Raw genomic sequence first — 13,540 nt, forward strand, 5'->3', positions numbered from 1 at the left:
CACGAAGAATCATCTGACTCGAATTAATGGGGTCGATAACACGATTATAGGAATTCTCGTCACGAGAGTGCTCGATCGTCAACTTCTCGTCGAAAAGTTCCCCCGAAAAGTTGCCAGTCATAGGAAATCTCTCACAGAAATCCTACGACTTATTACCCACCCGTTCATTTTCTCCAATGATTGGGTCGATCGAAGCGAGAAGTGCGTAAACCGCTGAAAATTGCCGGTAAATGCCGAAACAGATGTACACACCCTTCGCCATCAAGAGAGATACCGATCGAGTTGGCGCTATCGATCCCAGAGGCAATCGACAGTCCCCTTCGATGGCCGACTACCGCTTTCCCACAAAAGTGATCTAACGAATGTCTCTTTCACCGCTCGTTCTGACCGACGCCGCGCTCTCACTCGAGGATCCGGTCCTTGTCTTTACTATCGCGATGGCCGTCTTCCTGGTTGGGCCGCTGCTCATCAAGCGCCTCGGACAGCCCGGAATCGTCGGCATCGTCGTTTTCGGGGCGCTCATCGGGCCGGGCGTCTTCGATATCGTCGAACACTCCGACGCAATTATTCTCCTCGGTGAGGTCGGTCTCATCTACCTCCTTTTTACCGTCGGACTCGAACTCGACTTGCAGGGGTTTAAAGAGGCGCCTGAAAACGCGGCGCTTTTCGGTCTCACGAGTTTCTTCCTCCCGTTCGTAGTGGGGACGATTACACTCACGACGATCCTTGACTTCGACCCGCTGGCCGCGCTCTTGCTTTCGTCGGTCTTCGCTTCGCACACGTTGCTCGCCTATCCCGTCGCCAACCGGCTCAACGTGACGAAAAACCGAGCCGTAACCGCGGTCTTCGGCGGAATTCTCTTTACGGACACGCTCGCACTGATCGTACTCGCCGTCGTGACCGGTGCTATCGCGGACGGACTCTCAGTGTGGTTGTTCGCCACGATTTTCGTCTCGCTCGCAATTCTCTTCGGTGCCGTCTGGTTCATCGTCCCGCCGATTTCCAGACGGTTCTTCCAGAACTTCAGTCAAGAGAGTTACTTCGAGTTCCTGTTCGTGATGGTCGCAATTTTTGCGTCCGCAAGTCTCGCGGAAGTACTCGATATCTCCGGAATTCTGGGGGCGTTCGTCGCCGGACTCGCACTCAACCGGCAGATCCCACAGGGTGGGACACTCATGAACCGGATCGAGTTCGTCGGAAACGCCTTTTTCATCCCGTTTTTCCTCCTTCACGTCGGCATGCAAGTTGACGTCGGGATTATCTTCGACGGCTTCCAAACACTGGAGATCGCAGCGGTCATCATCGTCGTGATGGTCGCCTGTAAGGGGGCTGCAGCCTGGCTCGTTTCGACCGTTCAGGGGTACACGAACAACGAACGGAACGTCATCTTCGGCCTTTCGATCGGACAGGCCGCGGCCGCACTCGCGATTACGCTCATCGGCGTCGACGCCGGACTGTTCGGCGACGAAGTCCTCAACGCAGTCGTCCTGATGCTCGTGGTGACCGCATTGGTCAGTCCGTGGCTCACCGAACGGGCTGCGACCCAACTCGCACTCGAGCGTGACGTCGGGGCGGGCGACGACAGCCCCAAGGACCCCAACATCTTGCTCCCGCTTTCACACAACGCCGAATTACAACGGCGGTTGATGGAACTCGCCTTCGTAATCAAAGGAGAGCGCGGAACTGAACCGATACACGTCATGACCGTGATCCAGCCGGACACCGAACGACCGACCGAAGAACAGGTCGCCTCGGTCCAGGCCGAACTCGACGAAGTCGCGGACTTCGGCGGGGGCGCGGAGGTTCCCGTCCAGACGGAAGCTCGAGTCAACCACAACGTCGCATCGGGCATCGTCCAGGGAGCGATCGAGGTGCAGGCGAATCAAATCATCATGGGATGGGACGCCAACGAGACGTTCAGCCACCGGATATTCGGCAGCATTATCGATCAGGTGCTCGAGCGGACGCCGCTTCCCGTCCTCATCTCGCGGCTCGGTCACCCGATCAACACGACGAATCAAATCTTCGTCGTGGTCCCAATGGGAGCGGATCATCACGAGGGCTTCAACGAGGCCGTCCACATGACCAAACGCCTCGCCGCAAGTCTCGGCGTCCAGATAACGGTCCTCGTCGTCGAAGGGAGATCATACCAGTTCGAGCGGCTGTTCGATCTCGTCGAGGTCGAAGCCACGACGGAGTTCGAGTCCGTCGACGAGTGGGGAGACCTCCTGCCGACACTCGAGGAAGAAACGGACGAAAACGACCTCATCATCGGTATTTCCCCGCGACGCGGCGACGTCGGCTGGCAATCGGAACTCGAGGACCTGCCTGCGCGACTGGCAAACCTCCCGCCGGAATCGTTCATCATCATCCATCCGCGACAGGGAGAACCCGAATACGATCGTCGGTATCTCCGAATCGAGTAAGTGCAGAGAGTACCACACCGGAGTTCCGGTGAAATCCGGCTCGAATGAGGGGGTTGCCGAATCTACCGAGACAGTCGTGTTACGAGGATTTTATTCGAGGTTCAAGATAGTTCGAAAGAGAACACCGCCGTATCAGGTCGAACTCGACGTGACGAAATCGACCTTCCCGGGACGACGTTGAACCCCTGAGACGAAATCAAACTTTCCCTGGACAGTTCGACATCGTCCCCCCTCGAGAAGCGACTTTATTCGGAATCAAACGCGATCTATCGTGTCTCGGAACTAAACGCGATTTATCGTGTGACGTGAGGGCGTCTCACGACGGGTGCAAATCGGCACACCTTTTTAGGGCCGGTGAAAGTCAAATACATGGGTTTTGGAAGCTACGACGAATCCGAGCAACAGCAAGAGTCAGCAGAGGAAGACGATGGTGAAGCGGTCACCGTCCACGAACACGACCACGACGGAAAGATGACCGTCGAATCCAGCGCATCCACCGACGAACTCATCTCACAGCTCGGCGAGATGAAAGACGACGAATAGGGTTCACTCCACAGTCGGTATCGACGATCGGCAGAGTTCAGCCAGACCCCGACGAAGACGTTGCGATACTGCAGATTTCGAAACACCGATTTTCGCCGCCAACTCCTCCTGTGAAATAGCTCTGGGAACGTCAAAATATCCCTCTTCGTACGCCACCACGAGCAAATCCGCTTGTTTCCGTGTTAACGGAAGTAAACACCTATCGTTGCCATCCGAACCCCGAATGTTGTTGACTGACACCTGAATGTCCTGCTCGCGACACCGCTGGTTAAACCCGATAAGCGCATCTCGAGACGGGAATCGGACGGTAGCGGTCCACCCATCCCGCGAACTCCGGACATCGAGAACGCGACCTTCGACGGCCGCTGCGGTCGGGGTAAACCGGATAACCGATTCCGCGAGTGTTACTCGGTAGACCCGGTGATCGGAACAGCGCTCGTAGAGGACGGGGTTGTTCACCGTGTCATCGATCTCGAGGGCCGATTCAAACGCGTCGAAATTGTCACTGAACACGGTGAGATACGTGCTCGTTCGACCGGTCGGAGAGTCCGTCGTGTAGTCCGGTTCGATCGAAAGCGTCGGAACGCGCTTAATCGTCGGAACGCACAGTAACTTCCGGTGTGTGAGATGAATTTCCGCGGTGATACCCCCTTCCGCTCGAGGGATAACTGCTGTTCGTTCGGTCTCTGCGACGTGAGTGTTCATCGGATCACCCTCGTTCGAGTCAGCTTCGGGACAGAAAACGGCAATATGTCGCTGTAAGAATTGGTTACTGAGCGTGTACTCATCTACCGAACGATTCGAGTCCTCGGAAAAAGATCCGACTGCTATACAGCGAAATATAGCATTATCTATACGCTATACCTATTCATGCTCGCTATTTCGTGTATATTTCACCCCGAAGGAAACACGCTATTACGCGAGTTGTACTCACTGGGTGAGCGCTCGGGACAGAGTAAGAATGGAATACTGATACGATCAATCCTCACTACTGATCGAATAACAATTCGAACAATTTTCGCTGAGCTGTTCTGAAATGGCGCGTAAACGTCGGTTGAGAAACGCCTAACGCGTCGGCGATTTCCTCGCCGGTTCGCTCTCGGGGCCAATCGAAATACCCATTATAATAGGCAGTCTCCAACGTCTGGCGCTGGCGTTCTGTAAGACCCTTCTCCAGTCTGTCCTCGAACCGTCCAGACTGATCTCGAGGTGAACGTTCGGATCGACGGGTAATCAGTTCCGTGTTCGATACCTCGTCCTCGAGGAATTGTACCACTCGCCGCACCGATCGGTCCGCAGGGAGCTCGACCGTGATTCTGACACGGTTGCCAACAGGTTCCAGCGATCGGACTACTGCACCGTGATCAGCGAGCGAATCAGCGATCGTTCGTTCGGCGAACTGAACTTGCATCCTCGTAGAATCGGGATCCCCAGTCATCGTCTGTACCGACCGAACGCCCTCGATTGCGGAAGACAGGGCCGTCTCATTCTCCTCCGATATCGATGAAACCGATATCGTTCCCACGGATCCGAAGGTCGACCGCGCCACGACAGTCTCGATATCGACGCGCTGATCGAGATACTCGGCGAGAACCGTCAACGGATCGTCGCCGGTCTCGACGAGGACCTCCAGTTCGACCATCTGATCAGCGTAGACCGCCGACCGCAACTCGAGACGATTGATCAGAACGCCACCCACCTCGGCGAGCGCAGAGACGCTATCGACCGTCCACTGGTCGAACGCCGCCGGTTCGGTCGAACAGACCGTCAAACAGCCGTAGGTGATGCCCTGAAAATCGATCGGGACGCTACAAATAGAGCGGATTCCGTGTTCGAGTGCCGTCCGAGCCCATCGCGACTCAGACGGTTGCGTCGTCGTTTCCTCGATCAGCGTCCGAGACCCGGACGCAGTTGTCGCCGCCGCTGGAGACAGGTCCGTCCCCTCGAGAGAATACGACTGTTCTTTGAGATATTCGTCGCGTCCGCCAACCCAGGTTTCCGGAGTGACCTCCAACACTTCGGGAGTGAGACGACCGACCCACACCAGATCGGCGTTTTCTATGGATGAGAGCGCCTCACAGAGACGTCTCTCGACCTGAGATCTCGATTCTGCACGCCCCAAGCGCCACCACGCGGCGTACAGACAATGCAACAGGGATTCGAGGCGATCACGCTCCGTCCGAAGGTCGTCGTGAGCGAGCGACGCCTCACGAATGACGCTCTCGAAAGATGGCCAAAATTGAGGATCCGATGGGATCGACCCGAGAGTCGTAAGCGATTCGGATGGCGGAGTCGGCCCAGCGACCGTAATCGACTCGAGTCGATATCGTTCGGCCGCGTTTAGAATCCGAGCGACAGCCGCCTCGAGCGGCGTATGCGGACCGATAACATCGTGAGCGCCGGCCTCGAGAACCTGTTCGGCGTTTGCCTCCGTAACCGCGATTACCGGTCGATCACCAGCGGCGGCGACGAGCCTCTCGATAGACCCGGTCGACGGTCCGAGGCCGTCGCGCTCTGGAGATTCTGACTCTTCTCCCGGCCGACCGGGAGCACCGGTTCTCGAGCGTGATCCAGCGTCACTCCCGCTTTGGTTCGTGTCGTCGTGTTCGGCGGAGTTCTCTACTCGTTCTGAACCCTGTCCGGTTCGAGTGAGGCCGGACACCAGACACTGTACCGAGACGCTCTCGAGGATATCGAGTGCGGTATCGACTGATTCGACACTGATAACCGAGCCGATATCGGGACACGTGTGCAAACCATCCTCGATGTCGACGGTTGATGACAGGTCGCCGATTAGTACGATCGTACTACCTGCTGTCGGCAACCTCTGACCGCTAGTCACCGTCCGACACCTCCGATTTTGAAAGCTAATCGCCGAACTCTCTCGTCACACCCAACGGGCACGTCTCCCCTATTTCCCCGCTGAGAGATTAATTATCAACACCGTAATCGAAGGTAGGAAGCGATTACCGCATGGCGATATCTGACCTCCCCGACAGTGAAATAGCTACTGCCGTGTAAGCCAGTCACATCCGCTAAACAGCGATTATTCACCGGAACCGAGGTGTGTTCCGAGCGGGGCGAGTCGATAGGTGAGAAATACCGTGATCGGTTCGAGTGAAATCCGCGTCTGCCGGTGTGCGAGTCGAGTCCACTAGACGCGTCAGGGTCAGTATACGCGTCGGGGCCAGTATAGCGGAGTTCAGTATGTATTGACGAAAAATGCCAGATATACCTGCCCGAGTCCCGCGATTATCATGACGGCACCGGCGAGGCGTTCTATCGTCTTTGTGTGCCTCACAATCCACCCAGCATTCGCGACGAGTCCGACGCCGGTCGCGACGGTCAACGCGATCATCAACACGACGACGATTCCGACATAGGAACCGACAACGAGCGCCGCCGGGACCAGATCCATGGACATCGCCTGAGTAACGACGCCGAGAAATACCGGTGCAACACAGCCAGCCGCTGCCAGCGCATAGCCAGCGCCAAAGATCCCGAATCCAGTGAGTCCGGAGGGACGCTTGGGGAGCGCTAGGGATACCGACGGTGCGAGATCCAATAAAACGAGGAATCCAAAGACGACGAGAACCCCACCGACCAGAGGCTCGAGCACCGTCATACTGCTAAGAATGTTTTGCCCAACCCAGTATGCCCCACCAAAGAGGGCCGCAAACGTTGCCAAAACGCCGGTCCCAGCGACGATCCCCCGAAGAACCGAGCCGCTCAGCGACGAGCGGTTGCCATCCGATTGGCTCACGTAAAATCCGACGTATCCCGGGAGAAGCGGATACGCACACGGTGAAAAGAACGTTGCGATACCCGCTGTAAACGCAAACCCGATTGCGGACGCGAGGGTAGGGTCGATCATCGAATGTGACTATCCATTGAACGTGAGTGGTGATTGGCTATCCATTGAACGCGAGTGGTGATTGGCTATCCATTGAACGCGAGTGGTGATTGGCTATCCATTGAACGCGAGTAGCAGTCATACGTGATTATTCGTCGTCCTCGAGGATCGCCTCGAGTTCGGTGACAACCTGGTCCGTCGTCTTCTGGCCTGACTCTTCCCACCGGAGGTATCCAGCGGAATCGAACGCGAGGCCGATAGGCGTCCCTGCACCGTAGTGAACGATCAAATCGGACGTACTATCTCGTCCAACGGTCCAATTTGCGTCGTACTCGTCCCACCACTCGGCGATATCGTCGTCATCGACAACCTCTTCGCTCTGATTGGTGACCGAGATGAACTGGACTCGATCGCCGAGCCGGTCGTGCGCCTCGCGGAGGTCAGGCATCTGAGCCTGACAGGGGCTACAGTCCGTCGCAAACAGGTCGACGAAGATGACCTGATTCTCGTCCGGAACGGTGATCTCGCCGGCTTCACTCCCGGTCGCCTCGATGGTCTGTATCGACACCGGGTCGTGACGCACCTCGCCCTCATCGTCCTCGAGTAGTTCCGAGACAGACGGGACGCCGTACATTGCCGCAGCGCCAGCGCTGGCGAGTACCCCCACACTTCCCAGTCCTGCGAGGAGATCCCGTCGACGCATCGTTACTCGACCACCGCTCTGACATCGTCGATGAGCTCTGTGGGCGTTTCCAGATGAGCATACGGATACGACCGTTCGACGATACCGTCCTGATTGACGAGAAAGATCATATAATAGTGCGTGGAGGTTTCCTCGTCGTCATCGTCGTGTTCGTGGTCGTCACCATGACTATCGTCGTGTGCGTCCTCACTTTGATCAGATTCATCGTGCTCGCCGGTCGAATCTGTTTCGGCGTCGCCGGTGCTCTCGTTACCATCGTCGCCCTCATCGCCGTCGCCGTGATTGTGTTCGCCCTCTTCTGGCGGCTGAACCTCGACCGGTGCTCCGAACGTGTCGTTTACCAACTCGAGAGCCTCATCTTGCGTCTCGGGTCGAAGGAAACGCCAATTCTCTGCCTCGATATCGGCATCGTATCGTTGCCCGTACTCGCGAAGCGCGTCGACGTCATCGGTTTCGGGATCGAACGTCATCGAAAGAAATGCGACGTCATCTTCGTATCCTTCCTCGAAAGCATCCTCCTGAACGAGTCGAAGAAGGTTCACGAGCGTGCCACACTCATTAGTACACGAAGTAAAGATAAAAGTCATCAGAAATGCTCGATCCCCAACGAAATCGTCCCGCGAAACCGCTTCGTCCGCAATCGGATCTGGAATAGAAAACGACGGAAACTCGTCGCCGTGTATAGGATGGACCGCATCCGATAAATCCTGCTCTCGGTCGGGAGGACTCAGAGCCGTTTCGCTATCGTCAAAAAAATTGACGCTATCGAGACAACCAGCGAGACCGACAGATCCAACTCCCGCCAGCGAGCCCAGATACGAACGTCTGTCCATACGTAGACTGTAGGAGTGCACTATGAAATGCTCGTTGGTTCGTTACTGAAAACTGGGAACGAGACGGTGTGTCAGGTCGAGAATGGATACGACAATCGGCAAGTCGTCGAGATACCTCCCCAGGATTCCCGAGAAAGGTCCGAATTCGAAGATCGATACGTGGCAAACTGCTCTCGACTATCGTACCGTCCGCTACGAACGACGAACAGGGTAATCTCGACGAACGTCTCGAGTCCAGAAACTCGAGGAAACAGTGAGCGAGAAACGGTCACGTTGTCAAATACAACTGAGGGGTTGGATTACGGTTGGGATAACTAACCTCGAGTGTGATTTACGGAGGGGCATGTCGAGTTCGAATCAGACGAATATGCAGATTGGCTGTCCGGAATGTCAAACGACGGTCAACGCAAATATCCCACCAGGAACGGGTATTCAACCCGCCGAATCCGGCGGCAAAAATTATCTCCGTGGGACGGAAACCGATTGCAGTAACTGCGGTCACGAACTCGAGTTCTACTTTTATTAGACGGATCCATCGCTACCGACGCGAATTGTGAACAGTTCGAATCGGGGATAGACACACCGGGTTTCCGGTGAAGAGTGCAAAAGAGGAGACGATGATTCGGAATCAACACACTGGGAAGGTCAACACGTTGAGAAAGTCAACACATTGTGCCGGAGAATCACGACGGGGAACGAAAGAACACACCTGATTTCCGGTGAATATTGAAAAGGAGCCGGATTGAGTGAACAGGGACACCGTGTTTCCAGTGAAACAGAAGGGGATAATCAGGCGCTACGAGAGTTGAGAGCGCTTGAAGAAAGCGAGTTCGGGATAGGATATTAATAGAATTTTTTCGAGCGCGCACACACCACGTTTCCGGTGAAACGGGGTGTGAAGGGGTGGGGGTCAGTTGCAGGTGGTGTGATTTCACCGGAAAGATGGTGTGTGGAAGGGGATGGACAGACAACGGTATTTAACGAGAAGGCGAGAGAAGTAGAAGTGTTTTCGTATTATTTGCCGTATTATTGCATAGGATCCAATATAACCAGGTATTAAAATACAATCATCAAGAAGGATTGATTCTACTGAAGGACTCACTCAGAGGAAAACACGGATGATACCCATACCATCATTCTCGAAAATCTGCTCTCGAGCGGTTTCCGGTGAAATCGCACTAAACCGACATCTGTCTTCTGACTAAACCGATTCAGTTAATGGACTTTTCACTTCCCTCCTATTAATAACCTTCCATCTACTCTAATCCAACGTTGCAGTTTACTAGTGGAGGAAAAAAGAGCTCTAAGTTAACCCTATAACGCCCATTTATCAAATCTCTCTTCTCTCTATACCAATCTCTCTCCAACCTGAATAAGTGAAATACGAAGTATCGTCACACCTCGAACTCCCTTCATAGACTCTGAGCTCATACTATACTCGACTCAAGAGCGTCGTGCCGCCGGTCGGGTACGAAACACAGACGTTCTCAATATCCAGTCGTTCCCAGGTTACCAAAATTGAAATTGGAACGACTCGTTTTGACGTTTCACCGGAAACCCGGTGTGCCTGTCTTCTCAACAACCACACCCTACTGACGTACCATTTGTACCAATTCACCGGAAACGTGGTGTGCGCGCGCTCGCTCACTCCCACAATTGTTCCGGCCCCCACTGCCCCAAACCTCGCGACTGCCTCGAACCCCCAACTGCCCGAACCCGCGACTGCCCCGAACCTCACGACTATCCTGACTATTATCCGCCGCTGTTTTGACCAGTACCGATCCAAACAGTAAAGATAATTCACCGGAAACGTGGTGTCAATAACCTATGTCGAGTTCCGGTGACGATCTCTTCACTCGAGACGATCACATATTCGAGAACAAAGAGCTCCTCGAGATCAATCACTTACCAGAGGAGGGTCGAATTGTTGGCCGTGACGACGAGATTGCGGATCTCGCAAACGCAGTGAACCCCGCAATTTTCGGCCAGAGCCCCAGTAACCTCCTCATATACGGAAAGACGGGAACGGGGAAATCACTCTGTGCAAAGCACATCTCGGAACGACTCGTCCGGGTCGCGAAAGAAGAGGGTGTCACCGCTGAGTTCGCGTACGTCGATTGCGCACAGGATAACACGGAAACCCAGGCCGTCCAGACGATCGCTCATTCGATGAACAATTCGGAGGCTACCGACATCAAAATTCCTGATAAGGGTCTCAGCACGTCGACCTACTACAAACGCCTCTGGCAGGTTCTCGACAAGCAGTACGGAGTCGTCCTCATTATCCTCGACGAGGTAGATAAACTCGACGACGACGATATTCTTATGCAACTTTCTCGCGCGGGCGAGGCCGGGAAACTCACCGATTGCAAAATTGGCGTCATCGGTATCAGTAACAAGATCAAGTATAAAGACCGGATGGACGAGCGAGTCAAGTCCTCACTGTGTGAACGGGAGTTCGTCTTCCCACCGTACGACGCCAATCAACTCCGTGATATCATGCAAGCGCGGAGTGATGCCTTCAAAGACGGTGTGCTCGAGCCGTCCGTGATTCCTCGCGCGGCGGCCCTCGCTGCGCGGGAACACGGGGACGCGCGAAAGGCGATCGACATTCTTCGGTACGCCGGCGAAATCGCACAATCGAACTCGAGTGAAACTGTTCGAGAGGAGTTCGTCGTACAGGCGCGTGAACGGGCCGAAACTGATCGATTCCGCGAACTGATTCGCGGTTCGACGCCACACTCACGATATGTGCTTCAAGCGCTCGCCGTTCTCTCGCTCAACGAATCCGACGAAGATGGCTTTCGAACGACGAGAATTTTCGATGTCTACGAAGAAATCTGTCGCCAGGAGGGATCGGACACCCTTTCACTTCGACGCGTTCGAGATCTCCTGAAAGAACACGCGTTCCTCGACATCATCGAACAGTCGCGACAGAGTGGCGGGAGCGCTGAAGGGAGTTATACCGAACACCAACTCCTCGAAGATCCGGATGTGGTGCAAAAAGTCCTCGTCGAGACGGTCGAGTCTGAGTAGTGACGGCCCAGTCTGAGTAGTGACGGCCCAGTCTGCGTAGTGATGGCCCAGTCTGCGTAGTGATGGCCCAGTCTTCGTAGTGGCGGCCCAGCGGATGGATCGTCTTTCCTGTCTCCATTTATCCTGTATTCGACCGTTCGGTTTTCTCGATAACGACCGCTGAAACGGAACTCTTCACCGGAAACCCGGTGTCCGACTGAATACTATTTCAGTTTCCACTTTTAACTCACCGGTGATCGGACACGACTAACTCACCGATGCTCACGCGTTCATCGTGTGTTCGAGAACCCTCTCGCAAACCGAGACTCTACCTATAAGTTGACCAGTCTTCTGTGATGACTACTATCGGGCTGTATTAGACTACCATGAAGTTGCAGGCGACGACCCGACCCGTAGGGAAACTGTCTCTCACCACCGAATGCGAAATTTCGAGGATCGAGGGCCGCCGATTGATCGACGAGACGTCTCTACTACCAACCGTACAGACACCACATCTCAGTCTCCGAAAGAAACTAACTCCGGCACCACTACCACCGGTGATTCTACCACTCCCAATGGCAGCAACTCCAATACCAACGGCAGTAACTCCGACACCAAAAGCAGTAACCCCGACACCAACAGCAGTACCAAACCACCCGATGTATCGGACGTTTGCCCCGAATCGCTGATCGTCGTTTCGAATCGCCAGCCGTATCGTCACGAATACGACGAGTCGGAGGAGGGATCGATCACAGTTGACGAACCAACTGGCGGGCTTACTGCGGGTCTTGATCCCGTTCTCTGTCGGTCCAACGGTACCTGGATCGCGTGGGGTGACGGGGATGCAGACGAACAGGTAACCGATCAGAACGATTGTGTACGCGTTCCCCCTGATGAGGAATCGTACACACTTCGTCGTCTCTGGCTCTCTGATGAGGCGGTAAACTCCTACTATTATGGCTGGAGTAACCGTGTCCTCTGGCCGCTCTGTCACGGCTTTTCCCATCTGATCGACGACCGCCCCGGTGACCTCGAGTGGTATCGAACCATCAACCATCGGTTTGCGAGCGCCGTCTCCGAACACGTCTCGGAGAATACTGTGGTCTGGTTACAGGACTATCACCTCGGCTTCGCACCGAAACTGATTCGAGAACGGGTTTCTGACTCCGTGACGATCGCTCACTTCTGGCATATCCCGTGGCCGTCTCCGGAGACGTTCGTCAATTGTCCGGAAGGACAGGAGCTATTAGAAGGATTGCTGGGCAACGACCTGCTTGGGTTTCACGTCGATCGATATGCGGATCTCTTTCTCGAGTGCGTCGATAGGTTCGTCGAAAACGCAACGGTCCATCGAAGCACTCGAACGGTTAGCTACGACGGGAACACGACTCGTGTCGTTGCAACACCGATGGGAATCGATGCATCGTCCTACGCCGAGGAATCCGAAGCCACCGACGAGAGTCACTGGAAGTCGATTTGCTCGAGATACGACATTCCGCGGACGAACGCGATCGGACTCGGTGTCGATCGACTCGATTACACGAAGGGGATCCCACAACGACTTACGGCAATCGAGACCTTCTTCGATCGGAACCCGGAATGGCGAGGTCAGTTCACGTTCGTTCAGAAGGCGACTCCATCACGCACGGATATCCCGGCGTACGAACAACTCGGCGAGGCAGTCCGACAGCAGGTCGATCGGATCAACGCACGGTTCGGCGCTGCTGATTGGCGGCCGATCGTCTACACAGAAGATATCCTTCCACAGGACGAACTGTGTGCGTTGTACCGTCGAGCCGATGTAATGGTTGTCAGCCCAGTCAACGACGGGATGAATCTCGTTGCGCAGGAATATCTTGCCTCGAGCGTCGAAGAGGAGGGAGCATTGTTGTTGAGCAATCGAGCCGGGGCTCACGAAACGCTCGGCTCCCACACGTATACGATCGCACCGGACCAACCGAATCACTTCGCGAATACGATCGAGCGCGCATTAACGACGGCTCCCGGCGAAAAACAGCGCCGAATGTCGGTCCTCCGAGACCGCGTCTTCGAGGCGAATCTCGAATCGTGGATGCGGGACCAGTTCGTCGAAATCCAACGGATCCATTCGAGTACTGATTCGATGGACGAGCGTCCGAACGAACAGCAGTCACCGGTATCATAGATC

At 55.1% G+C, this 13,540-nt stretch carries 9 protein-coding genes; 4 read left to right on the forward strand and 5 right to left on the reverse strand.

Annotated features, from left to right (window positions below; all coding sequences use genetic code 11):
* Window positions 1-362: 362 nt before the first annotated feature.
* Complete coding sequence (locus ACYQ14_RS00485) at window positions 363-2,426, forward strand: cation:proton antiporter domain-containing protein (RefSeq protein ID WP_459883717.1); 2,064 nt, start codon at window positions 363-365, stop codon at window positions 2,424-2,426.
* Window positions 2,427-2,795: 369 nt separating this feature from the next.
* Entirely contained in the window at window positions 2,796-2,969 is a 174-nt protein-coding gene (locus tag ACYQ14_RS00490; protein ID WP_283838313.1) for a DUF5786 family protein, read from the forward strand.
* A gap of 3 nt (window positions 2,970-2,972) precedes the next feature.
* Here ACYQ14_RS00490 and ACYQ14_RS00495 read toward each other — a convergent pair whose 3' ends face one another.
* From ACYQ14_RS00495 to ACYQ14_RS00515, 5 genes are all read right to left on the reverse strand, one after another.
* Window positions 2,973-3,674, reverse strand: a complete 702-nt coding sequence (locus ACYQ14_RS00495) for a helix-turn-helix domain-containing protein (RefSeq protein ID WP_459883720.1) — start codon at window positions 3,672-3,674, stop codon at window positions 2,973-2,975.
* A 283-nt stretch (window positions 3,675-3,957) separates the two neighbouring features.
* Window positions 3,958-5,811, reverse strand: a complete 1,854-nt coding sequence (locus ACYQ14_RS00500; protein ID WP_459883723.1) for a bacterio-opsin activator domain-containing protein — start codon at window positions 5,809-5,811, stop codon at window positions 3,958-3,960.
* Window positions 5,812-6,171: 360 nt separating this feature from the next.
* Entirely contained in the window at window positions 6,172-6,843 is a 672-nt protein-coding gene (locus tag ACYQ14_RS00505; RefSeq protein WP_459883725.1) for a cytochrome c biogenesis CcdA family protein, read from the reverse strand.
* Between the two features lie 127 nt (window positions 6,844-6,970).
* Window positions 6,971-7,525: a TlpA family protein disulfide reductase gene (locus tag ACYQ14_RS00510; RefSeq protein ID WP_459883728.1), complete on the reverse strand. Its 555-nt coding sequence runs from the start codon at window positions 7,523-7,525 to the stop codon at window positions 6,971-6,973.
* A gap of 2 nt (window positions 7,526-7,527) precedes the next feature.
* Window positions 7,528-8,358 (reverse strand): SCO family protein, encoded by an 831-nt coding sequence (locus tag ACYQ14_RS00515; protein WP_459883731.1) that lies wholly within the window; start codon window positions 8,356-8,358, stop codon window positions 7,528-7,530.
* 1,827 nt (window positions 8,359-10,185) lie between these two features.
* Here ACYQ14_RS00515 and ACYQ14_RS00520 point away from each other — a divergent pair.
* Complete coding sequence (locus ACYQ14_RS00520) at window positions 10,186-11,394, forward strand: Cdc6/Cdc18 family protein (RefSeq protein WP_283838305.1); 1,209 nt, start codon at window positions 10,186-10,188, stop codon at window positions 11,392-11,394.
* A gap of 418 nt (window positions 11,395-11,812) precedes the next feature.
* Complete coding sequence (locus ACYQ14_RS00525; RefSeq protein ID WP_459883734.1) at window positions 11,813-13,537, forward strand: alpha,alpha-trehalose-phosphate synthase (UDP-forming); 1,725 nt, start codon at window positions 11,813-11,815, stop codon at window positions 13,535-13,537.
* Window positions 13,538-13,540: the final 3 nt, after the last annotated feature.

The organism is Halostagnicola bangensis (assembly GCF_054653435.1).

Coding starts and splice junctions, on each gene's coding strand:
- ACYQ14_RS00485 (WP_459883717.1), top strand. CDS start 363: ATGTCTCTTTCACCGCTCGTTCTGACCGACGCCGCGCTCTCACTCGAG.
- ACYQ14_RS00520 (WP_283838305.1), top strand. CDS start 10,186: ATGTCGAGTTCCGGTGACGATCTCTTCACTCGAGACGATCACATATTC.
- ACYQ14_RS00525 (WP_459883734.1), top strand. CDS start 11,813: ATGCGAAATTTCGAGGATCGAGGGCCGCCGATTGATCGACGAGACGTC.
- ACYQ14_RS00495 (WP_459883720.1), bottom strand. CDS start 3,674: ATGAACACTCACGTCGCAGAGACCGAACGAACAGCAGTTATCCCTCGA.
- ACYQ14_RS00515 (WP_459883731.1), bottom strand. CDS start 8,358: ATGGACAGACGTTCGTATCTGGGCTCGCTGGCGGGAGTTGGATCTGTC.
- ACYQ14_RS00510 (WP_459883728.1), bottom strand. CDS start 7,525: ATGCGTCGACGGGATCTCCTCGCAGGACTGGGAAGTGTGGGGGTACTC.
- ACYQ14_RS00505 (WP_459883725.1), bottom strand. CDS start 6,843: ATGATCGACCCTACCCTCGCGTCCGCAATCGGGTTTGCGTTTACAGCG.
- ACYQ14_RS00490 (WP_283838313.1), top strand. CDS start 2,796: ATGGGTTTTGGAAGCTACGACGAATCCGAGCAACAGCAAGAGTCAGCA.